The sequence below is a fragment of the Bradyrhizobium sp. ma5 genome, assembly GCF_042258955.1.
In the GTDB taxonomy this organism is placed as follows: domain Bacteria; phylum Pseudomonadota; class Alphaproteobacteria; order Rhizobiales; family Xanthobacteraceae; genus Bradyrhizobium.
In genome coordinates this window covers 3,897,126-3,917,912 of the sequence record NZ_CP170156.1, presented here as the reverse complement: position 1 = coordinate 3,917,912, position 20,787 = coordinate 3,897,126, and the positions used below count along the sequence as shown (strand labels likewise).

The window sequence follows — 20,787 nt, the reverse complement described above, 5'->3', positions numbered from 1 at the left end:
ATCGTCATTGCGAGCGAAGCGAAGCAATCCAGACCTCCACCGCGGAAGTATGGATTGCTTCGTCGCTTCGCTCCTCGCAATGACGGCGGCCGCAAATCCAACCAGGACTTCGAGGAGACTTCCATGTCAGACAGACTGAAGGGAAAGCGCGCCGTCGTCACCGCCGCGGCGGCCGGTATCGGGCGCGCATGCGCGATCGCATTCGCGCGTGAAGGCGCGACCGTGATCGCCACCGACATCAACGAGAGCGGCATCGCCACGCTCGGCAAGGAAGGCGTCGCCGAGACCGCCCGGCTCGACGTTCGCAGCACCGCCGAGGTCAACAGCTTCGCCAAGCGCGTCGGCAAGATCGACATCCTGCTCAATGCGGCGGGCTTCGTGCATCACGGCACCATTCTGGAGTGCTCGGACGAAGACTTCGACTTCTCGTTCGATCTCAACGTCAAGTCGATGCACCGAACCATCAAGGCATTTCTGCCGGCGATGCTGGAAGGCGGTGGCGGCAGCATCGTCAACATTTCGTCCTGCGCGGCGTTGCGGCCGCCGGCCAACCGTTATGTCTACAGCGCGTCGAAGGCGGCAGTTTCGCTGCTGACGCGCGCGGTTGCGCTCGACTTCATCACCCAGGGCATCCGCTGCAACAGCATCTGCCCGGGTACCGTGGAAACGCCCTCAATGCTTGATCGCGCCGCTGCCGCTGGCCCGGACGGACGCGAGAAGTTCGTCGCCCGCCAGAAGATGGGCCGGCTCGGCACCGCCGAGGAAATCGCCGCCATGGCGGTCTACCTTGCCAGCGACGAGGCCGCATTCACCACCGGCGTCGACATGGTCGTCGACGGCGGCTTCATGCTCTGACCTTCAAACCTCTCCCCGGTCTTTGCGGGGACAGGTCGGAAGCGAAGCTTCCGGGTGAGGGGCGAGGCACAATACCTCCGCACCAGTATGCGGAGACAACCCCTCACCCCAGCCCTCTCCCCGCAAGTGCGGGGCGAGGGAGCAGAACGTCCGCGCGGCCGCACCGAGGAAACGTCAAAGGACAACACCAATGAACAAGATCGATCTCAACGACCGCTGCGCCGTCGTCACCGGCGGCGCGCAAGGGTTCGGCCGCGCCATCGCCGAGCGCTTCGTCGCATCCGGCGCCAAAGTCGCGATCTGGGATTTCGACCAGCCGCTGGCAGAGAAGACCGCGAGGGCGATCGGCGAGAACGTGATTGCAATCAAGACTGACGTCACCGATCCCGCCGCGGTCGACGCCGCGCGCGATCAGACGCTGCGGGCATTCGGCAAGATCGACATTCTCGTCAACAACGCCGGTATCACCGGAGCCAACAAGCCGGTATGGGAAACCGATCTCGACGATTGGCGCAGGGTGATGCGTATCAATCTCGAGGGTCCATTCATCTGCTGCAAGGCGATCGTGCCGACCATGATCGGCCAGAAATACGGCCGCATCGTCAACATCGCCTCGGTCGCCGGCAAGGAAGGCAATCCGAACGCCGCGCATTATTCGTCGTCGAAAGCCGGCCTGATCGCGCTCACCAAATCGCTCGGCAAGGAGCTCGCGCAGCACGACATCCTGGTCAACGCGGTGACACCGGCCGCGGCAAAGACCGCGATCTTCGACCAGATGACGCAAGCGCACATCGACTTCATGCTGTCGAAGATTCCGAAAGCCCGCTTCGTGCAGGTCGAGGAGCTCGCCGCGATGGTGGCGTGGCTGGCGTCGGAAGATTGCGCGTTCTCGACCGGCGCGGTGTTCGACATCTCCGGCGGCCGGGCGACGTACTAGGCAGCGCCGCGCTTCGCGGGCTGCCGAAGCGCCACGACGAGATGATCTGCGAGCAATGACGCCGCGCGCGCGAGGTTCGGCGCGCGGTGCAGGCGGATCTCCGCGCGCGGCAGCCGCGGCATGCCGTCGCGCGCGGTCAGGCGACGCAGCGTCGGCGGGAAGGTCCCCGACTTCACAACCGTTACCGCGAGACCCTGCGCCGCGATCGCCTCGACCGCGGACAGGCTGTGGCTGACGAAGGCGAGCCGCCACGGCCGGCTCGCTTCGTCCAGCGCCTGCATCGCCCAGCTCCGAAGCAGACAGCCCTGCGGATAGAGCGCGACCGGCAGCGGGTCGAGCTCCTCGACACGATGCGTAGCGCTGGCGGCCCACACCGCCTGCTCGGTGCGTAGCAACTCACCCTCGCCGCGCCCCTCGGGGTGCATCGCGATCACGAGGTCAAAGGCTTCGCCGAGCCGGTCCGTCATCGACGATGTCAGCCCGGTCTCCATCTCGACATGGATCAGCGGATAGTTGGCGATGAACTCCTTGAGGAGCGGCGGGACGATCAGCGTCCCGTAATCGTCCATCACGCCAAGCCGCACCCGCCCGCCGGTGCCGTGCTCGCGCACCCGGCCGACCGCCTCGGCGTTGAGGCTCAGAATGCGGCGGGCATAACCGATTAGCCCCTCGCCGGCCGCGCTCAGATCGACACTGGATGTGCTGCGGTGAAACAGCTCGGCCTGCAGCCGCTCCTCCAGCCGCTTCACCTGCATGCTGACGGCGGATTGGGTTCGGTTCAACGCCGCGGCGGCGCGAGTGAAGGAGCGATGGTCCGCCACCGCGACAAAGGCTTGCAGAAGGTCCGGGTCCAGGACGGGCGCGCTCATCACGATCCGTGATTTGATTGATCAAATCTATTCCATTCCATGATTATCCCCCCTTCCCTAGATTGCGCAAGCAAAACAGGGAGATCGAAGCGGGATGGGTGAGATCTGGGGGGTGTTGGCCGCGGTTGCGTCGAGTGGGCTCGGCGGAACCTCGATCGGGGCAACGCGGTTTCTGGTCGGCGCCATCGATCCGCTGGCGATTGGCGCGTTCCGCTTCGGCATCGGCGTCCTGCTGTTGCTGCCGCTGGCGCTGCTGCAGCGCGGAAGCTGGCCGCCGCGGCGCGACTGGCCTGGTGTCACCGGCCTCGGCCTGCTGTTCTTTGCGGCGTTCCCGATCCTGTTCAATGCATCGCTCATCTTCACGACGGCCGCCCGCGGTGCGCTTGCGCTCTCGACGCTGCCGCTGCTGACGATGCTGGTCGGTGCTGCGCTCGGCGCCGAGCCGCTCACGGTGCGAAAAACCACAGGCGTGCTGGTCACGATCCTGGGCGTCTCGATGGCGCTGCTCTCCGGCCTTGCCACGGCCCCACCCGGTGCCTGGCGCGGCGATCTGTTGATGGTCGCGGCCGCGCTGTGCATGGCGCTCTACAGCATCTGGTCGAAGCCCTATATCCGCCGCTCCGGCCCGATCCCCTTCACCACGCTCGCCATGGCCGCCGGGGCCGTGGTGCTCATTGCCGCCTCGCTGCTGCGCGGCAGTTTCGCGCCGGTCGCGGACTTTGGCGCACCGCAATGGTTCGGCGCGACCTATCTCGGCGCGTTCGGCGCGGCGCTCACCTTTTATCTCTGGGCCTTCGCGCTGGAGCGGACGACGCCGACCCGGGTGGCGATTTCAGTCACTGTCAATCCGATCGCCGCATCGCTGGTCGGCGCGGCCCTGCTCGGCGAGCCGCTGAGCTGGAATCTGATCGCCGGCATCGTCACGGTGTTTGCCGGCATCTGGATCGCGACGACCGAACCCCAACAGGCACGCGTGGTCGCGCCGGACACGCACTGACCCGCGGCCACGCGCCGGCAAAGCCGTCCGCGAATCCGTGCTAGCCTGAGGGTCCGGTCCAAACGAACCCGAGGCGGCACGCCAGTGAACATCTCCCTCTACGGCGTCTCCGTCTGGGTGCTGCCGGTACTCATCGCCATCACGTTCCACGAGGCGGCGCACGGCTTCGTCGCGCACCGGCTCGGCGACGATACCGCCTGGAAGCTCGGCCGCGTCAGCTTCAACCCGTTGAAGCACATCGATCCGTTCGGCACACTGATCCTGCCCGCGATGCTGCTGTTCGCGCATTCGCCGTTCCTGTTCGGCTACGCTAAGCCGGTACCGGTGAATTTCCGCAAACTCAACCATCCCAAGCTCGACATGGTGTGGGTAGCGCTGGCGGGTCCGGTGACCAACATCCTGCTGGCGATCGCGGCAGGCCTGGCAGCCCACGCGCTGCCCTTGGTGCCCGCTGGTGCGGCACAATGGACGGCGGACAATCTGAATAATGCATTCCGGATCAACGTCGTGCTTGCGATCTTCAACATGATGCCGATCCCGCCGCTGGACGGCGGCCGGGTCGCGGTCGGGCTGCTGCCGCGGCCGCTGGCGATCCCGCTCGCCCGGCTGGAGCCCTACGGCATGCTGATCCTGATCGGGCTATTGATCTTGCTGCCCGTGATCGGCCGGCAGATCGGCCTAAATCTTGATGTTATTTCAACGATACTGCGAACTCTGACCGGCTATGTTGAGAAGGCCCTTCTCCTTATTACCGGAAACACATAGCCTTCATTTACGGATGCCGATCGGAACATCGGAACCCAATCTTCCTCCTCATGCGCAGGGACGGGAACGCTTCGAGGCCATGGTGATCAAAGCTGCCGATATGCTGATTGCACGACGCGCCGACACTCGCGCGCGGGCTGACTTTGCAACCTGGAAGATGATGGCGAAGCTGAACGGCGCCTCCGCCCTGCCGCCGGAGGCGCAGAATTTCCTCGCCATCTACAAGAAGCTGCTGGAGCAGATGAGCGACGGCGAGGCCACCGAGGCGACGATCCAGGAGATGTATCGCACCTACTATGCGGAGATGGGCGGCGCCGGCAAAGCACCCGAGGTTCCGGCACGCTCGCGCGAACCGGCCGCCGACACCGGCAACGTCACCGCGTTCCGTCGTCTGCCCGCCAAGAAGGCAGCCACCTCTGCCCCGAACGCCAAGCGTCCGATGCCGGTGGCACTGATCTTCGCCTGCCTCGTCGTGGTCTACGTGGCGATCCGCTACTACTGGAAATAGCGCGGCTTCGCTTCAAGCCATTCCCGCCTTCATCATGGACGCGCGCAGACGCTGCGGCGTCGCGTCGCGCGTCACAGGCCGCTCAATCGCCGCAGCGTGGAATATCGCGCGCGATCGATCGCGCCCATGCCCTAGGCGATGCGCTCGATGCCGGGCATAATGAGGAACTCAAGAACAAAAATCATACTGGAGGAAAGATGAAGCGTTCCATTGCAGCCTCGGTCAAGACAGCCCAAGTCATGACAGCGTTGGTCATGACCACGAGCCTCGTGCTCGCCGGCAGCGCGTCAGCGCAGACGATGGACAAGGTCGCCAAGGTCGGCGCCCTCGGCGATCAGTCCGGTCTCTATCAGGATATCGGCGGTCCCGGTTCGACGGTGGCGGCGCAGATGGCGATCGAGGATTCCGGGCTGCTGGCGAAGGGCTGGAAGATCGACCTGATCTCGGCCGATCACCAGAACAAGCCCGACGTCGCGGTCAACATCGGCAAGCAATGGATCGATGTCGAGAAGGTCGATGTGTTCGTCGATCTCGCGGCCTCCAATGTCGGGCTCGCGATCGCCAACCTCGCCAAGGACAAGAATGTCGTCAACCTGAACTCCGGCTCGGGCTCGTCCGATCTCACGGGATCGCAGTGCACGCCGAACACGGTGCACTGGGCTTACGACACCTACATGCTTGCCAACGGCACCGGACGGGCGCTGGTCAAATCTGGTGGCGACACCTGGTTCTTCATCGCTGCGGACTATGCGTTCGGCCAGGCGCTCGAGCGCGACACCACCGCGGCCGTCACCGCAGGCGGCGGCAAGGTGCTCGGCAGCGTCAAGCATCCGCTCAACACGGCCGACTTCTCGTCCTTCCTGCTGCAGGCGCAGAGTTCGAAAGCCAAGGTCATCGGCCTTGCCAATGCTGGTGGCGACACCACCAACGCCATCAAGCAGGCGGCCGAGTTCGGCATCGTCTCGGGCGGCCAGAAGCTCGCCGGCATGCTGATGTTCCTGACCGACGTGCACTCGCTCGGCCTCAACGTCGCGCAGGGCCTGAATTTCACCGAGAGCTTCTACTGGGACATGAACGACCAGACCCGGGCCTTCACCAAGCGCTTCATGGAGCGGTTCAAGAAGAACCCGCCGACCATGGTGCAGGCCGGCGTCTACGCCTCGCTGATCCATTACTTCAAGGCACTGGAAGCGCTCGGCGGCAATCCGCATGACGGCCGTGCCGTCGTCGCCAAGATGAAGGAGCTGCCGACCGACGATCCGTTGTTCGGCAAGGGGTCGATCCGGATCGACGGCCGCAAGATCCACCCCGCCTATCTGTTCGAGGTGAAGAAGCCGTCGGAGTCAAAGTATCCGTGGGACTATTACAAGCTGGTGGCGACCATCCCCGCGGATGAAGCCTTCCTGCCGCTCGAGAAGAGCGCCTGCCCGCTGGTGAAGAAGAGCTGAGACCTCATCATTCCGGGCCTCGCGGCACGTGCGCCCGGAGTTCATCGATCCGCCGAGCGTGCGGCACAATGGATTCCGGGTTCGCGACTTCGTCGCGCCCCGGAATGACAGCGGTTACTTCTTCGGCTTGTTGAAGGTAACGGGAAGAGTGAAGGAGAACTGGTCTTCGGTCAGTCCGGCCGGCGGCGCGGGCACCGGATCGGAACGATGGACCATCGAGACCGCGGCGTCGTCGAATGCGACGTCCCCCGACGTTTCCATCACGGCAACGGACAGGACCTTGCCCAGACGATTGAGCACCAGGGCAAGCTTGACCTTGCCCTCCTTGGCCTTGACGCTCTCCGGGAACTTCTTGTGCAGGTCGAGGTAGGCGCTGATCTTCTTGCCCCATTTGGCCGTCAGCGCGAGCTTGTCCTTGCCGATGCCGGGGTTGGGGGCCTTGGTGGTGTCCGACTGACGCGCGTCCTCCAGCTTGGTCGGCGCGGCCGCTTCCGAGGCCTGCTGCGCTTCCTGGGCGTTGGTCTCGACCTTGGCGACCTTGGCCTCGTCCTCCTTCTGCTTCTTGGCGGTGTCCTCCGTCACGATGCGGTCGGGGTCGTCGGCCTCAATCGGCTTGGCCTGAGGCAGGTCGGTGTCCTTCACCTCGGCCTTCTGCTGCGCCATCTCCTGCACGGCCTGCTGCTCGTCAGCCGGCGCACCGGGCGGTGCGGCATCATCGGGCACGTCAGGAGAGGCGAGCTCGATGGCGTATTCCGCGCCGGCGGCACCAAGCCCCTCGTCGCCGTCGTCGCCGCGCAAATTCGTCAGCGCAAGCGCCGCGCCGCCCAGATGCAGCCCGACCGCCGTCACCGCGGCGATCACCCAGAGCCGCTTCGACGTCCGCAGGTCAAGATCGGGGTTGGTGGACATCGCTGTTCGCCGTCAGGGTTTGGCCGGTTCGGCCTGCGCCGCCGCGGGCGCTCCGGGTAGGCCCTCGAGCGCAACCAGCTTGACATGCGTGTAGCCGCCGGAGCGCAAGAGCTCCATCACGCCCATCAGCTCACCATAGGGCACCATGCGATCGGCACGCAGGAACACGTATTTGTCCCTGCTCATGTCGGGCACCGCATCGAGCGAATTGACCAGGTCGGCCCGCTTCACCGCATTCTCGCCGATCGCCAGCGTCAGGTCCGGCTTGATGCTGAGATAGGTCGGCTTGTCCGGCTTCTTCTGCGGCGTTGCGCTGGAGGTCGGCAGATCGATCGGCAAATCGACGGTCGAGAGCGGCGCCGCCACCATGAAGATGATCAGCAGCACCAGCATCACGTCGATAAACGGCGTGACGTTGATCTCGTGGGATTCCGCGAAATCGTCGTCGCCATCGTTCTCGGAGATCGAGACTGCCATCGCCTACTCCGCCGCGGCGGCGCGCGGATGCGCGGTGCGCGGAACGTCGCCGGGAACGCTGCCATGAGTGCGATCGAGATCGCGCGACAGGAGCCGTCCCGCCGCGCCCGAGGCGCGGTTGACGAGTTCGAGATAGACCTTCGTGACGCGCGAGAAATGGTTGTAGATGATGACCGCCGGGATCGCCGCGACAAGGCCGATCGCGGTTGCGAGCAGCGCTTCCGCGATGCCGGGCGCCACCACCGCAAGGTTCGTCGTCTGCGACTTCGAAATGCCGATGAAGCTGTTCATGATGCCCCAGACCGTGCCGAACAGGCCGACGAAGGGCGACGTCGCACCGATGGTCGCAAGCAGGCCCATGCCGACGCGGATCTTGCGGGCTTCGGCGCGCACGATTTCCGCAAAGCTCGACGCGGCGCGCTCCTTGATGCCGGCGTCGCTCGAGATGCCCGCCGACAGTCGTCCCTCGCGCATCGCGGCCGCAATGAACGACGACAGCACGCTGCCCTTGGCGCCGAGTGCGAACTGCGCTTCCGCCAACGACCGCGATTCAGCGATCTTGGCGAGCGCGCCGCGCAGCTTGCTCTGCGCCACGGTCAGCTCGACCATCTTGGCGATGAACACGGTCCAGGTCACGAGCGAGGCGAAAGCGAGACCGAGCATCACCGCCTTCACGATGATGTCGGCGTTCAGGAACATGTTCCACGGCGACAATTCGTGCAGGCCGGTGCTGGTCGACTTCAGCACCTTGCCATCGCCGTTCGCAGACGCGGCCGGCGACACATCGAGTGCGGTCGGTGCGGGAGCTGCTGCGGCAGGTGCCGGCGCGGCCTGAGTTTGCTGGGCCTGGGCTTGCGGCGCCGGCTGGGCCGCCGGCGCGGTCTGGGCAGCGGCCGCTGGCTGGGCCTGCGCAGCCGGCGGCTGAGCCGCGGGTGCGGACTGTGCCCGGGTCACCGGCGCGGACTGCGCGACAGGCGCCGTCTGCTGCTGCGCCGAGGACGGCGCAATCAGCATCAGCATCGCCAGCGAGGCGATCATGGCGGATGCAGCGGGGAACTTGAATGTCATCATCAGTTACACTTCAGCCCAGTGACGGATCAGGTTGTGATAAATCCCGGTCAATTTGACCGTTTCAGGGTCATCGCGGCCCAGCCGCTCCACCAGAGCCTGGATCGCAGTATCGAGATCAAAGATCAGGCTGCGCGCGTGAGCATCCCGTACCATGCTCTGCAGCCAGAAAAAAGACGCTAGCCGAGTCCCCCGCGTGACCGGAGTAACCAGATGCAAGCTGGACGCAGGATAAACCACGAGATCGCCTGCCGGCAGCTTGATTTCATGGGATCCGTAGAGATCTTCGATGACGAGCTCGCCGCCATCATAGTCCTCCGGTTCCGATAAAAACAGCGTGACCGACAGGTCGGTGCGGATCCGCATGCCTGTCAGTCTGTCGCCCCGCACCGCATTATCGACGTGCAGGCCGAAATGGTGCCCGTCGCTTGCGGCATAGCGGTTGAACAAGGGTGGAAAGATTCTAAGCGGGATCGCCGCCGAGATGAAGCGCGGGCTTGCCGACAGCGCCGACAGGATCCGGTTGCCGAGCTGCCGCGCGACCTCGCTGTCGGGCGGCAGCTGCTCGTTGCGCTTGACCATCGCGGACGCGGCACCCGCGGTCGAGCGGCCGTCCTCCCAATCGCTGGCGTCCATGATGCGGCGGAAGTCCGCCACATCAGCCTTGCTCAATACGTTGGGAATACAGACCAGCATCTTGTGCCGCGAAGCCTCCGTCAGTAACGCGCAGACACAACCAGATACGCAGCGCGTCCCGGCGCTTCCAGCACGAACGGTGCTGCGCTCTGGTACAGCGCGTCGTAGTAGCGCTTGTCGAAGATGTTGTTGACGAACAGCTTCACGGTCCAATGCTTGTCGATCTTGGCCTCGGCAAAGGCGTCGAAGCGCCAATAGCTCGGGATCGACGTGCCCTGGTTTGCCGCGAGGAAGGTGCCGCCGTACATCTTGGAACGATACACCGCCTGCCCGCCGATTTCCCACATGTCGGTCAGTTGGTATTTCGAGAGCATGCTGAACGACTGATGCGCCACGTTGGCGAGCGGCAAGCCGACGTTCGAAGTGTACAGAATCGTGTTAGCCGGCGGAATATTCGATTTGGTCACCTCCGACTGCATTAACACGAGGCCACCGAACACGCTCCACTTGTCGGTGATCTTGCCGCCCACTCCGAGATCGATGCCCCGGATGCGATAGGCCGCGCCTGCGCTGATGCAGGAGACAGTTCCGGTCGTACCAGCCGGATAAGGACATGCGGCGGTTGCAGTCGCCGCGGTGACGTTCATGGATTCGCGCGCGTTCTCCTTCTCAGTCTGGAACAGCGCCGCCGTAACCAGCAAATGACGATCGAACAACTCCCACTTGGTGCCGACTTCAATCGCCTTGTTTTTCTCCGGCCCGAATATCTGGTTTGGATTGCCGTTGAGAACTGGCGCGATGCCACCATACTGAATGCTCGTGCCGTCAAACTCCGCGCCGACGGGGTTGGATGACGTGGCATAGGCGGCATAGACGCTCCCGTTCGGCAACGGCTTGAGCGTCAAGCCGAGGTTGAAGTTCGGCATGCCGTAGTCTTGCTGTTGCTGACCGAAGACGTTCGCGACACCATTGACCGTACCATAGCCGCTGGTCTTGATGGTGTAGTCGTCATAGCGGACGCCGCCATTGAGGATGACGAAGTCGTTGTAGTTGGCGGAATCCATCACGTATCCGCTCACGGTGTCGATACCGATCTTGGTCGGCCGTCCGCTGAGGCTCGCGCTGTTCGTAAACGGGATGTTTGTGTATTGCGGGTTGAAGACGCTGACACCGGAGAGTGAGCCGCTCCCTGTGAAAGACGATGTACCGGTGGTTATTTCGGAGGCAAGGCCAGTGAAGCTGTCGATCGAAGACCGCTCGTTGTCGTATTCGACGCCCGCCGTCGTCGTGTGTTTGAAGCCGAGTCCATCGACCGATTTGTAGGTCGCCTCGGTCTGGTTGGCGAACACGTCGGTAACCTGGAAGCGGCTCTGCGGGTTGGCGCTCAGCGTATATGCTGTGAACGGTGCACCCGCGGCCAGCGTCGGCGATTCCGGCAGCGTGCCGATGTATTTCTGGGTCGAACGCGATTCGCGAATCTTGTTGCTGATCGTCAGGTCCGGCGTGATCTGCACCTCGGCGTTGATCGTGCCGATGTCCTGCCCGGTCCTGAAGAAGTCGCGATTGACGAACCCGTAGAAATTGTTGCGGTTGACGCCAAAGTCCGGGAACGGGCCGCCGGCCGTGCTCGCCGTGCTCGGCCGGTAGTACGGCACGCCGAAATCCGGGATACCAGTGAGTTCGGTGTGGATGTAGTTGCCGCTGATCTTCACCGCATCGACCGGCTTCCAGGTCGCAGCGACGAAACCGCCATCGCGATTGTCGGTGACATAGCTGCGGCCGGCGACGCCGGCATCCTGGAACAGGCCGCCGGCGCGGATTGCCAGCGTCGGGCTGATCACCTGGTTGACATCGAGCGTCACCCGCTTGGTGCGATCGGTGCCGAACGAGGTGTCCATGTTGTAGAAGCTGTTCTCCGTCGTCGCCTGCTTGGTGACGATGTTGATCGCGCCGCCAGTGGTGCCGCGGCCCGCGAAGGACGAGCCCGGGCCACGCAGGATCTCGACCTGCTCGGTGAAGAAGTTCTCGCGGACGCTGACGCCGGCGTCGCGCACGCCGTCAATGAAGATGTCGTTGCGCGCGTCGAAGCCGCGGATGAAGAAGCGGTCGCCGAAGGCATTGCCGCCCTCGCCCGTACCGAGCGTGACGCCGGCCGTCGACAGGATCGCCGATTTCAACGAGGTGGCGTTCTTGTCCTCGAGCACGTCCTTGGTCAGTACCGTGACCGACTTCGGCGTGTTCAGGATCGGCTCGGGATACTTTCCGGAGGCCTGCAAACGGTCGCCCTTGTACGGCGCGGCCGGATCGGCGTAGCGGTCGCGGTCAGCGGGAAGACCACCGGCATTGGGAAACGGCACCGGCGCCTGCTGGGCCTGCTGGTTGCTGCGGCGCGCGGCGCGGCGCAACGCGTTGCGGGCGCGGACCTGGTCCGACGTGGGCTTTGACGTAACGGGCCGCGGACGCGCGACCGGGGCGTCCACATTCACCGGCGGCAGGCTGGATTGCTGCGCCTCAGCCCCCGAAAACGACGCCACCGCGATCAGGCTCGCGACAGCGGAGACCTTCGTGGCGGAATAACCCGTATCATCAGCCGAACCGATCGCCGCATCGAAGCGCAGCGATCTCGGCGCCTTCACATTGCTCATTTCTTGCACGCCCCCAGAAAACCAAGTCCGTTCGCAAAATCACCGTGCGACGAACTGTCTCTTTCGGTTATCGAGCGCGACTTTTTTTATCAATGCGAACAGCGCCACAGTTGGCTTGAATCGCCCCAATTCAAAGCGATTCTAATCTGTGGTTTGAAATCGTTCTAAACTCTAATTTTTAAGCATTCTAATAATCGTTCTAAACTAGTGCCAAGGCGTCTCGCCAATCACTCGGCACTTGGTGGCTTCATCAGCGAGAACAGCTCGTCGATGGTCCGCTGCGCGACCTGCCGCACGCGGTCGCTGTTCTCGAGACCGGCGATATTGACGCCGCCAACGACCGCTTTGATCTCGTCGCGGAAGTCGGTGAGAAAGCGCAGCGGGTCACGCTGCTCGTTGGCGACGCGCGCGATCAACCCGGTGACCAGGATCTGGCATGCCATCATGCGTCCGTTCAACTCGTCCATCGCTGCCCTCATCCTCTCGCATCGTCGCTGCGCGATATGAACGACATCCCGCGGCGTTTCAACCACGTCGCGCAAGCCGCATCAGGTGAACGGATGGAGAGCAGGTCTGGACGCGGCGAGGCGCGCGCTATTTCGCGGCGATGTGCCCGGCATCCTCGCCGAGCGCTTTGATGCGATCCTTGACCTCGCGCAGCGTGGCCAGTCCGCTCTCGACATGCTTGTCCGATACGTCGCCGAGCACGTCGCCGGCGATCTCATCGCGCAGACTGTCGAGATCGTCGACGAGGCGGCGCCCGCTCTTGGTCAGGAACAGGCGATTGGCGCGGCGATCCCTGGGATCGGGACGGCGTTCGAGCAGGCCATGTTCGACGAGGCGGTCAAGCAGCCGCACCAGCGAGATCGGCTGCAACTCGAGCACGTCGGCAAGGTCGACCTGGGACAGTCCCTCCTGCTCGCGCAGGCGGAACAGCACGATCCATTGTGCGCGCGTGGTGCCTCGCGCCTTGGCGCGATGATCGATATAGTTGCGCAGCAGCCTGGAACTCTCGACGAGCTGCGCAATGAACTGGCGTTTGAGATCGCGCGACATGGGGGTCCTCGGAGCGTTTCCCGGACAGAATGTTTCTGCTCGTTTCTGACCTAAACCTTTCCAAATGTTTAGGATTCTCAAGCCTTGGTGTGTTTACACATTAAGTGCACGCATATTATATCCGCAAGCTCTGTGAACCGTTTCGATCACCCTTTATTGTTACGTCGAGCCCAAGAGTCCGCATGTCAAAGTCACGCACCATCGGTTGGGTCTTAGTGATCGCTGCGGTTGGCGCGGCCGGTTATTTCGGCTGGCAGAAACACACGAACGATCTGCAGGCGGCTGAAGCCGCGCAGAAGCGGTCCGCCCAGCGCCCGGCCGTGCCGGTCAAGATCGCGCCGGTCGAGAAGGCCGACTTCCCGGTCTACCTGACCGGTCTCGGCACGGTGCAAGCGTTCAACACCGTCCAGGTCCGCACCCGGGTCGACGGCCAGATCACCAAGATCGCCTTCAAGGAAGGCCAGTTCGTCAAGGCGGGCGACACGCTGGTCGAGATCGATCCGCGGCCCTATCGGGCGGCGCTCGACCAGGCCAAGGCCAAGAAGGCCCAGGACGAGGCCAACATCGCCAACGCCAATCTCGACCTGCAGCGTTACACCAAGCTCGGCGAGTTCGCGACGCGCCAGCAGCTCGACACCCAGCGCTCCACCGTGGCCCAGCTCACGGCCCAGATCGCGGCCGATGACGCCGCCATCTTCAACGCCCAGACCCAGGTCGATTACGCCACCGTGAAGTCCCCGATCGACGGGATCGTCGGCCTGCGACTGGTCGATATCGGCAACATCGTCAACGCCTCGGCCCAGACCGGCATCGTGACGATTACCCAGATCGAGCCGATCACGGTGATCTTCACCGCACCGGAAGACCAGCTGCCCGATATCAAGGCGGCACTGGCTGTGGCGCCGCCCAAGACCATTGCCCTGACCACCGACGGCAAGCGGGTGCTGTCCACCGGCGCGCTTGCGCTGATCAACAATCAGGTCGACACCACCAGCGGGACTGTCCGGCTGAAGGCGGTGTTTGATAACAAGGACCATGCGCTGTGGCCGGGCCAGTCGGTCTCGACCCGGCTTCTGGTCCGAACCTTGAAGGATGCCACCGTCGTCCCGGATGACGCAGTGCAGCATGGCACCGAAGGCTTGTACGCGTATTCAGTCAATCAGGAGAACAAGGCCGAGCTTCGCAAGCTCAAGGTCAGCCAGTCGATCGACGGCAAGTCAGTGATCGAGGATGGCCTGTCGCCGGGACAGCAGGTGATCACCGCGGGCCAGTACAAGGTCTCGCCGGGAACCCTGGTGACGACGGCGGTGGCGAGCTCGGACCAGTCCCAGTCGAAGGTTACGCAGGAATGAGCGACGGAATTTCCGCACCATTCATTCGCTTCCCGATCGGCACCTCGCTGCTGATGGCCGGCATCCTGTTCGTCGGCCTCGTCGCCTATCCGCTGCTGCCGGTCGCGCCGCTGCCGCAGGTCGACTTCCCGACCATCCAGATCACCGCGACGCTGCCGGGCGGCAGCCCGGAGACCATGGCGAGTTCGGTGGCCCAGCCGCTGGAGCGCCAGTTCGCGCAGATCCCCGGCATCGCGCAGATGACCTCGACGAGCTATCTGGGCACGGCGTCGGTCACGATCCAGTTCGACCTCAACCGCTCGATCGACGGCGCCGCCAACGACGTGCAGGCCGCCATCAACGCCGCCAGCGGCCAGTTGCCGAAGAACCTTCCCTCGCCGCCGACCTATCGCAAGGTCAATCCGGCGGACGCGCCGATCATGCTGCTGTCGGCGACATCGGACACGCTGCCGCTGACTACGGTCAGCGATTCCGTCGACGCCCAGCTTGCCCAGCAGATCAGCCAGATTTCCGGCGTCGCGCAGGTCATCATCGGCGGCCAGCAGAAGCCGTCGGTTCGCGTCCAGATCGACCCGGCCAAGCTGGTCGCGAAAGGCGTGTCGCTGGAAGACGTCCGCGCCGCGATCAACATCGCAACCGTCGACAGCCCGAAGGGCAATATCGACGGCGCCACCCGCGCCTACACCATCTATGCCAACGACCAGCTGCTCACGGCGGAGCCCTGGAACGACGTCATCATCGCCTATCGCAATGGCGGCCCGCTGCGCATCCGCGACATCGGCCAGGCAGTGACCGGACCCGAGGACGCCAAGCAGGCGGCCTGGGCCAACGGCAAGCGCGGCGTGTTCCTCGTCGTCTTCAAGCAGCCCGGCGCCAACGTCATCGACACCGTCGACAAGATCAAGGCCGCGCTGCCCCGGCTGGTCGCGGCCATTCCGCCGGCGGTCAAGATCGAGGTCATCAGCGACCGCACGACCACGATCCGCGCCGCGGTGGAGGACGTCCAGTTCACCCTGCTCCTGACCATCTTCCTGGTCGTGATGGTGATCTTTGCCTTCCTGCGCAGCTTCTGGGCCACCGTCATCCCGGCCGTGACCGTGCCACTGGCGCTGCTCGGCGCCTGCGCGCTGATGTGGATCTTCGGCTACACGCTCGACAACCTGTCGCTGATGGCGCTGACCATCGCGGTCGGCTTCGTGGTCGACGACGCCATCGTGATGCTGGAGAATATCAGCCGCTACATCGAGGAAGGTGAGCGGCCGATGGCCGCCGCCTTCAAGGGTTCCAAGGAAATCGGCTTCACCATCGTCTCGATCAGCATCTCGCTGGTCGCGGTGCTGATTCCGCTGCTGCTGATGGGCGGCATCATCGGCCGCCTGTTCCGCGAATTCGCGGTGGTGCTGGCGATGACCATCTTCGTCTCGATGTTCGTGTCGCTGACGCTGACGCCGATGATGGCCTCGCGCTTCCTGCGTGCCCACAATGAGGAACGGCACGGTCGTCTCTACAAGCTCAGCGAGCGCGGCTTCGACGCGATGCTGCGCGGCTATCAGAGCGGGCTCGACCTCGCGCTGCGCTGGAAGTTCACGACCCTGATGATCTTCTTCGCGACGCTGGCGCTGTCGGTTTACATGTTCGTCATCATCCCGAAGGGCTTCTTCCCCCAGCAGGACGTCGGCCTGATCACCGCGACCTCGGAGGCCAACCAGGACATTTCGTTCGCTGAAATGAAGGGTAAGCAGGAGGAGCTCAGCAAGATCGTCATGCAGGATCCCGGCGTGGCGACGGTGGCGATGGCGATCGGCGGCAGCGGCCGGGCCGGCAACAACGGCAACATGTTCATCACGCTCAAGCCGCTGAACGAGCGCGATGCCAACGCGCAGCAGATCATCGCCCGCCTGCGGCCGAAGCTGGAGAAGGTGCTCGGCGCCCGGCTGTTCATGCAGGCCGCGCAGGACGTCCGCCTCGGCGGCCGCCCGACCCGCACCCAGTTCGAGTTCACGCTACAGGACGCCAACCTCGCCGAGCTGAACGAATGGGCGCCGAAGATTCTCGGCAAGATGCAGACGCTGCCGCAGCTGCGCGACGTCGCCACCGACCAGCAGACCAACGGCACCACGGTCGAGCTGAAGATCAACCGCGACACCGCCTCGCGCTATGGCATTCAGCCGCAGCTGATCGACGACACGCTCTATGATGCGTTCGGCCAGCGCCAGGTCACGCAGTACTTCACCCAGCTCAACAGCTACCACGTCATCCTTGAGGTGCTGCCGGAGTTGCAGGGCTCGATCGATACGCTGAACAACATCTACATCAAGTCGCCGCTGACCGGCGAACAGGTGCCGCTGTCGACCTTTGCGAAATGGACCAGCACACCGGTGCGACCGTTGTCGATCAGCCACCAGGGCCAGTTCCCGGCGATCACCATCTCGTTCAACCTGGCGCAGGGTGTCGCGCTCGGCCAGGCGACAGACGCGGTGCAGAAGGCGATGATCGACCTTGGCGCGCCGCCGACCCTGAGCTCGAGCTTCCAGGGCACCGCGCAGGCGTTCCAGCAATCGCTGTCCACCGTGCCGCTGTTGATCCTGGCGGCGCTCGTGGTCGTCTACCTGATCCTCGGCATTCTCTACGAGAGCTACATCCACCCGATCACCATTCTGTCGACGCTGCCTTCGGCCGGCGTCGGCGCGCTGGCAATCCTGATGGCGGCCGGCTTCGACTTCTCGCTGATCGCGCTGATCGGCATCATCCTCCTGATCGGCATCGTGAAGAAGAACGGCATCATGATGGTCGACTTCGCGATCGCCGCCGAGCGCGATCAGCACATGGAGCCGGTGGCGGCGATCCGCCAGGCCGCCCTGCTCCGCTTCCGCCCGATCATGATGACCACGATGGCCGCGATGCTCGGCGGTGTGCCGTTGATGTTAGGGACCGGCACCGGCTCCGAAATCCGCCAGCCGCTCGGCTACGCGATGGTCGGCGGCCTGATCGTCAGCCAGGCGCTGACATTGTTCACGACGCCCGTGGTTTATCTCTATCTCGACCGGCTCTCCAACGCGTTTGCGAACTGGGGCCGCTCGCCGCGCGCCGACCACGATGCCGACGATGGCGAGGACGGATCGGTCAAGCAGGCCGCCGAGTGACTTGACTTTTGCCCGCATACCGGCACACCCGAAAGGTGTTCATTTCGGAGCCGGTATCGTGAAGATTGTCGCAAAGTCACTCTTGGTCCTGTTCACCGTGCTCGGCATGGCCGATCTTGGCCACGCTCAGACACCCAAGGCGAAGAATTCACCCGCGCCGGCTCTGGCAGCTGCTCCGGCCGCTCCGCAAGGCGATGCCGCATCCCCCAACAATACCGGCTGGGTCGCGCGTTGCACCAGCGCGAGCCGCGACGCGCCGCTCGAATGCGCGATGGAGCAGACGGCTGTTCTCACCAAGACCGGCCAGCTCATCGTGCTCGTCAATATCCGCGTTCCCGGCGACACGCGCGCGCCGGTTGCGCTGATCCAGCTTCCGCTCGGGCTGAACCTGCCCGTCGGCGCCAAGCTGCAGGTCGACGACGGCAAGGCCGTCGATGTGCCGATCCAGACCTGCGAGGCGCGCGGCTGCTACATTAATGCGCCGATCGCGCCCGACGTGCTGGCCCAGCTGAAGACAGGCAAGCAGCTCAAGGTGTCGTTCCAGAATCTTGGCAAGGAGACCATCAGCATCCCGATGCCGCTCGCCGACTTCGCGACGGTGTACGACAAGATCAAGTAAAGCGCGGGACTCCCTCCGTCATTGCGAGGAGCGAAGCGACGAAACAATCCATGCTTCCGTTGCGGCGCCGTGGATTGCTTCGCTCCGCTCGCAATGACGCCGGGAAGAACTCGCCTACTGCCGCGCCATCTCCGCATTCCCCACACCGTCGCCATCGAGCTTCTGGTCGTCATGCATCACGACCGTCACCTGCAACAGCCTGCCGGTGAATTCGAACGGCGCCGCGTAGTGCGAGACCGGGCTGCCGCGATCGCGTCCGATGTCGAGCCCGGACCATGAGATGAAATTGTGGAAGCCGAGCTGAGTCTGCATCGATCCCACCGGTTCGCCGTCGATCGTCAGCGCGTATTCGGTGACGCCGGTCCGCGCACCCTTGGCCGGCGGCTCCTTGCGAGTTAGCCGCTCGACATGCAGGCCGAGCCGGTGCGCACCCGCGGGCACCTTGCGGCTCGAGGTGACGAGCTCATGGCCGCCGCCGACATTCAAATCGTGCACCAGGAGGCCATCCTTGATGTAGAGGCTGTAGCCCGAGGTGGCGTCGCCATGCGCGATCAGCACGCCGCTCGCGCCCTCGGCAATCTCGACATGCGCCTCGATGGTGTAGCTGCGACTGCGCACGTCGGGCGCGACATCGGTCGGCACGTGCCCCATGCCGGCATGAAAGGTGAACTTCGTCCGCGCGCCATGAAAGCGCGCAGCGTTCTCGGCAAAGCGCGGCCCGAAGCGATCGTCGAGTGGCAGCACGTTGTGCGCCTCGGCCTCGCTCCACCACAGCTTCGTCATCTGCTCCAGACGCTCGGGCTCCTTCGCGGCGAGGTCGTCGACCTCGGAGAAGTCCTGATCGAGATGATACAGCTCCCATGTGTCGTTCTCGAACGGCGTGCCGGAGGGATGAAACGACACCGCCTTCCAGCCATCCTTCCAGAGACCGCGATGGCCGAACATCTCGAAATATTGCGCCGATGTCTTCGACGGCGCCGATGCGTCGTCGATCGAGCGCGCAAAGCTCTCGCCTTCCAGCGGCATCTGCGGACAGCCGGCGATCTCGGCCGGCGCGGAGATTCCGATCAGATCGAGCAGCGTCGGCGTCAGGTCGCAGGCGTGGACGAACTGATGGCGCAGCTCGCCTTTGGCCTTGATGCGCTTCGGCCAGCTCATCACGAAGGGATCGCGGATGCCGCCGCCATGGGTGTTCTGCTTGTAGCGCCGCAGCGGCGTGTTCGAGGCCATCGCCCAGCCGTGCGGAAAGTTGGAGTGCGTGTCCGGCCCGCCGATGTCGTCGATCCGCTGCAATTTCACCGGCAGCGGCTCGGGCCGGAAATTATACGGCCCCATCGCGTTGACGAAACCGAGCGGGCCGCCCTCCTGGCTCGCGCCATTGTCGGACATCACGATGACCAGCGTGTTGTCGCGGATGTCGGCCTTGTCGAGGAAGGCGATCAGCCGCGCCAGATGCCGGTCGGCGTGGTCGAGCATGCCGGCATAGGCCGCCTGCAGCCGCGTGAACACGCGCTGCTCGTCGGCGGAGTGCGCATCCCATGCTTTCACGCCGTCGTTTCGCGCCGGCATCCTGGTGGCTTCCGGCACCAGCCCCATCGCCTTCTGCCGCGCCATCCGCTGCGCGCGCTCGACGTCCCAGCCATGGGCGAAGCTTGCGTCATAGCTCTTGATGATGTCGGCGGGCGCCTGATGCGGCGCATGGCAGGCGCCGGGCGCAAGCCAGGTCAGCCACGGCAGATCGGGACGATCGGCCGTGTGATCGGCGATGAAGCGGATCGACTGGTCAACCAGATCGGATGTCAGATGATAGCCGGACTCGTAAGTCCCCGGCGGATCGATCTGCGTGTTGTCGGATACCAGCTCCGGCGCATATTGATCGGTTTCCGCGTCGAGGAAGCCGTAGAAGCGATCGAACCCGCGGCCGAGCGGCCAGCCGTCGAACGGACCGGTGGCGCCGCTCTCGGTCAGCGGCGTGACGTGCCACTTGCCGACCATGTAGTTGCGATAGCCGTGCTGCCGCAGCATCTCGGCAAGCGTCCCCGCCTCGCGCGCGATCTTGCCGCGATAGCCCGGATAGCCGGAATCGAAATTGGCCAGGCACCCGACGCCGACCGAATGATGGTTGCGCCCGGTCAGCAGCGCCGCGCGCGTGGTCGAGCACATCGCAGTCGTGTGGAAGCCGCTGTAGCGCAGGCCCTCGGCGGCGAGCCGGTCGATGGTCGGCGTCCGGATCGGTGAGCCGTAGCAGCCGAAATCGGAGAAGCCGACATCGTCGAACAGCACGACGAGGATGTTCGGCGCACCGGCCGGCGGCTGGAGCGTGTCGGGCCACCATGGCTTGGAGGTCGCAACCGTCTTGCCGATGCTGCCGCCGAACGGCGGCGTCCGATGCTCGCTCATGGCGCTCTCCCTGTCCTCGCCGCGGTTGACCCGCCGCCCGTTCCGGCACGGTGCGGCCGGATTGCCTCAAATGGTAATCCGAATTATGATTATGAAAACCAGG

Annotated in this window: 18 protein-coding genes; 9 read left to right on the top strand and 9 right to left on the bottom strand. The window is 64.3% G+C overall.

The genetic code is table 11. From position 1 onward, the window contains the following. Positions 1 to 123: 123 nt before the first annotated feature. Together ACE103_RS17825 and ACE103_RS17820 are read left to right on the top strand one after the other, a co-directional pair. Positions 124 to 855, top strand: coding sequence for an SDR family oxidoreductase (locus ACE103_RS17825; protein WP_375780496.1), 732 nt, complete (start codon positions 124 to 126; stop codon positions 853 to 855). A gap of 190 nt (positions 856 to 1,045) precedes the next feature. Further along, a complete protein-coding gene (locus tag ACE103_RS17820) occupies positions 1,046 to 1,792 on the top strand; it encodes an SDR family NAD(P)-dependent oxidoreductase (protein ID WP_375780495.1) in 747 nt (248 codons plus the stop codon). Here the strand turns inward: ACE103_RS17820 and ACE103_RS17815 are convergent. Then, entirely contained in the window at positions 1,789 to 2,661 is an 873-nt protein-coding gene (locus tag ACE103_RS17815) for a LysR substrate-binding domain-containing protein (protein WP_375780494.1), read from the bottom strand. The genes ACE103_RS17820 and ACE103_RS17815 overlap by 4 nt on opposite strands. A gap of 94 nt (positions 2,662 to 2,755) precedes the next feature. Between ACE103_RS17815 and ACE103_RS17810 the strand changes: the two genes are divergently transcribed. From ACE103_RS17810 to ACE103_RS17795, 4 genes are all read left to right on the top strand, one after another. Then, positions 2,756 to 3,658 (top strand): DMT family transporter, encoded by a 903-nt coding sequence (locus ACE103_RS17810; RefSeq protein ID WP_375780493.1) that lies wholly within the window; start codon positions 2,756 to 2,758, stop codon positions 3,656 to 3,658. Positions 3,659 to 3,742: 84 nt separating this feature from the next. Further along, positions 3,743 to 4,423, top strand: coding sequence for a site-2 protease family protein (locus ACE103_RS17805; RefSeq protein WP_375780492.1), 681 nt, complete (start codon positions 3,743 to 3,745; stop codon positions 4,421 to 4,423). A gap of 100 nt (positions 4,424 to 4,523) precedes the next feature. Further along, positions 4,524 to 4,931, top strand: coding sequence for a hypothetical protein (locus ACE103_RS17800; protein ID WP_375781134.1), 408 nt, complete (start codon positions 4,524 to 4,526; stop codon positions 4,929 to 4,931). Positions 4,932 to 5,170: 239 nt separating this feature from the next. Then, positions 5,171 to 6,379, top strand: a complete 1,209-nt coding sequence (locus tag ACE103_RS17795) for an ABC transporter substrate-binding protein (RefSeq protein WP_375781133.1) — start codon at positions 5,171 to 5,173, stop codon at positions 6,377 to 6,379. 114 nt (positions 6,380 to 6,493) lie between these two features. Here ACE103_RS17795 and ACE103_RS17790 read toward each other — a convergent pair whose 3' ends face one another. From ACE103_RS17790 to ACE103_RS17760, 7 genes are all read right to left on the bottom strand, one after another. Next, a complete protein-coding gene (locus ACE103_RS17790; protein ID WP_375780491.1) occupies positions 6,494 to 7,288 on the bottom strand; it encodes an energy transducer TonB in 795 nt (264 codons plus the stop codon). A gap of 12 nt (positions 7,289 to 7,300) precedes the next feature. Continuing rightward, complete coding sequence (gene exbD / locus ACE103_RS17785; RefSeq protein ID WP_223973111.1) at positions 7,301 to 7,765, bottom strand: TonB system transport protein ExbD; 465 nt, start codon at positions 7,763 to 7,765, stop codon at positions 7,301 to 7,303. Between the two features lie 3 nt (positions 7,766 to 7,768). Further along, positions 7,769 to 8,836 (bottom strand): tonB-system energizer ExbB, encoded by a 1,068-nt coding sequence (exbB, locus tag ACE103_RS17780; RefSeq protein ID WP_375780490.1) that lies wholly within the window; start codon positions 8,834 to 8,836, stop codon positions 7,769 to 7,771. 3 nt (positions 8,837 to 8,839) lie between these two features. Then, entirely contained in the window at positions 8,840 to 9,529 is a 690-nt protein-coding gene (locus tag ACE103_RS17775) for a Fe2+-dependent dioxygenase (RefSeq protein ID WP_375780489.1), read from the bottom strand. A 20-nt stretch (positions 9,530 to 9,549) separates the two neighbouring features. Then, positions 9,550 to 12,114 carry a TonB-dependent receptor gene (locus ACE103_RS17770; protein ID WP_375780488.1) on the bottom strand — a complete coding sequence of 855 codons (2,565 nt, stop codon included), beginning with the start codon at positions 12,112 to 12,114 and terminating at the stop codon, positions 9,550 to 9,552. 227 nt (positions 12,115 to 12,341) lie between these two features. After that, positions 12,342 to 12,581, bottom strand: coding sequence for a hypothetical protein (locus ACE103_RS17765; RefSeq protein ID WP_092085525.1), 240 nt, complete (start codon positions 12,579 to 12,581; stop codon positions 12,342 to 12,344). A 127-nt stretch (positions 12,582 to 12,708) separates the two neighbouring features. Further along, complete coding sequence (locus tag ACE103_RS17760) at positions 12,709 to 13,170, bottom strand: MarR family winged helix-turn-helix transcriptional regulator (RefSeq protein ID WP_375780487.1); 462 nt, start codon at positions 13,168 to 13,170, stop codon at positions 12,709 to 12,711. A gap of 182 nt (positions 13,171 to 13,352) precedes the next feature. Between ACE103_RS17760 and ACE103_RS17755 the strand changes: the two genes are divergently transcribed. From ACE103_RS17755 to ACE103_RS17745, 3 genes are read left to right on the top strand one after another with little or no spacing between them, the layout of a single operon-like run. After that, positions 13,353 to 14,522, top strand: a complete 1,170-nt coding sequence (locus ACE103_RS17755; protein WP_375780486.1) for an efflux RND transporter periplasmic adaptor subunit — start codon at positions 13,353 to 13,355, stop codon at positions 14,520 to 14,522. Beyond that, the gene (locus ACE103_RS17750; RefSeq protein WP_223973140.1) at positions 14,519 to 17,665 is read left to right on the top strand and encodes an efflux RND transporter permease subunit; all 3,147 of its coding nucleotides are present in this window, start codon (positions 14,519 to 14,521) and stop codon (positions 17,663 to 17,665) included. Before ACE103_RS17755 ends, ACE103_RS17750 begins: the two co-directional genes overlap by 4 nt. Positions 17,666 to 17,723: 58 nt before the next feature. After that, positions 17,724 to 18,284, top strand: coding sequence for an invasion associated locus B family protein (locus ACE103_RS17745; protein WP_375780485.1), 561 nt, complete (start codon positions 17,724 to 17,726; stop codon positions 18,282 to 18,284). Between the two features lie 114 nt (positions 18,285 to 18,398). Here ACE103_RS17745 and ACE103_RS17740 read toward each other — a convergent pair whose 3' ends face one another. Then, positions 18,399 to 20,684 (bottom strand): arylsulfatase, encoded by a 2,286-nt coding sequence (locus ACE103_RS17740; RefSeq protein WP_375780484.1) that lies wholly within the window; start codon positions 20,682 to 20,684, stop codon positions 18,399 to 18,401. Between the last annotated feature and the right edge of the window lie 103 nt (positions 20,685 to 20,787).

Coding starts and splice junctions, on each gene's coding strand:
- ACE103_RS17825 (WP_375780496.1), top strand. CDS start 124: ATGTCAGACAGACTGAAGGGAAAGCGCGCCGTCGTCACCGCCGCGGCG.
- ACE103_RS17820 (WP_375780495.1), top strand. CDS start 1,046: ATGAACAAGATCGATCTCAACGACCGCTGCGCCGTCGTCACCGGCGGC.
- ACE103_RS17815 (WP_375780494.1), bottom strand. CDS start 2,661: ATGAGCGCGCCCGTCCTGGACCCGGACCTTCTGCAAGCCTTTGTCGCG.
- ACE103_RS17810 (WP_375780493.1), top strand. CDS start 2,756: ATGGGTGAGATCTGGGGGGTGTTGGCCGCGGTTGCGTCGAGTGGGCTC.
- ACE103_RS17800 (WP_375781134.1), top strand. CDS start 4,524: ATGCTGATTGCACGACGCGCCGACACTCGCGCGCGGGCTGACTTTGCA.
- ACE103_RS17795 (WP_375781133.1), top strand. CDS start 5,171: ATGACAGCGTTGGTCATGACCACGAGCCTCGTGCTCGCCGGCAGCGCG.
- ACE103_RS17790 (WP_375780491.1), bottom strand. CDS start 7,288: ATGTCCACCAACCCCGATCTTGACCTGCGGACGTCGAAGCGGCTCTGG.
- exbD (WP_223973111.1), bottom strand. CDS start 7,765: ATGGCAGTCTCGATCTCCGAGAACGATGGCGACGACGATTTCGCGGAA.
- exbB (WP_375780490.1), bottom strand. CDS start 8,836: ATGATGACATTCAAGTTCCCCGCTGCATCCGCCATGATCGCCTCGCTG.
- ACE103_RS17775 (WP_375780489.1), bottom strand. CDS start 9,529: ATGCTGGTCTGTATTCCCAACGTATTGAGCAAGGCTGATGTGGCGGAC.
- ACE103_RS17770 (WP_375780488.1), bottom strand. CDS start 12,114: ATGAGCAATGTGAAGGCGCCGAGATCGCTGCGCTTCGATGCGGCGATC.
- ACE103_RS17765 (WP_092085525.1), bottom strand. CDS start 12,581: ATGGACGAGTTGAACGGACGCATGATGGCATGCCAGATCCTGGTCACC.
- ACE103_RS17760 (WP_375780487.1), bottom strand. CDS start 13,170: ATGTCGCGCGATCTCAAACGCCAGTTCATTGCGCAGCTCGTCGAGAGT.
- ACE103_RS17755 (WP_375780486.1), top strand. CDS start 13,353: ATGTCAAAGTCACGCACCATCGGTTGGGTCTTAGTGATCGCTGCGGTT.
- ACE103_RS17750 (WP_223973140.1), top strand. CDS start 14,519: ATGAGCGACGGAATTTCCGCACCATTCATTCGCTTCCCGATCGGCACC.
- ACE103_RS17740 (WP_375780484.1), bottom strand. CDS start 20,684: ATGAGCGAGCATCGGACGCCGCCGTTCGGCGGCAGCATCGGCAAGACG.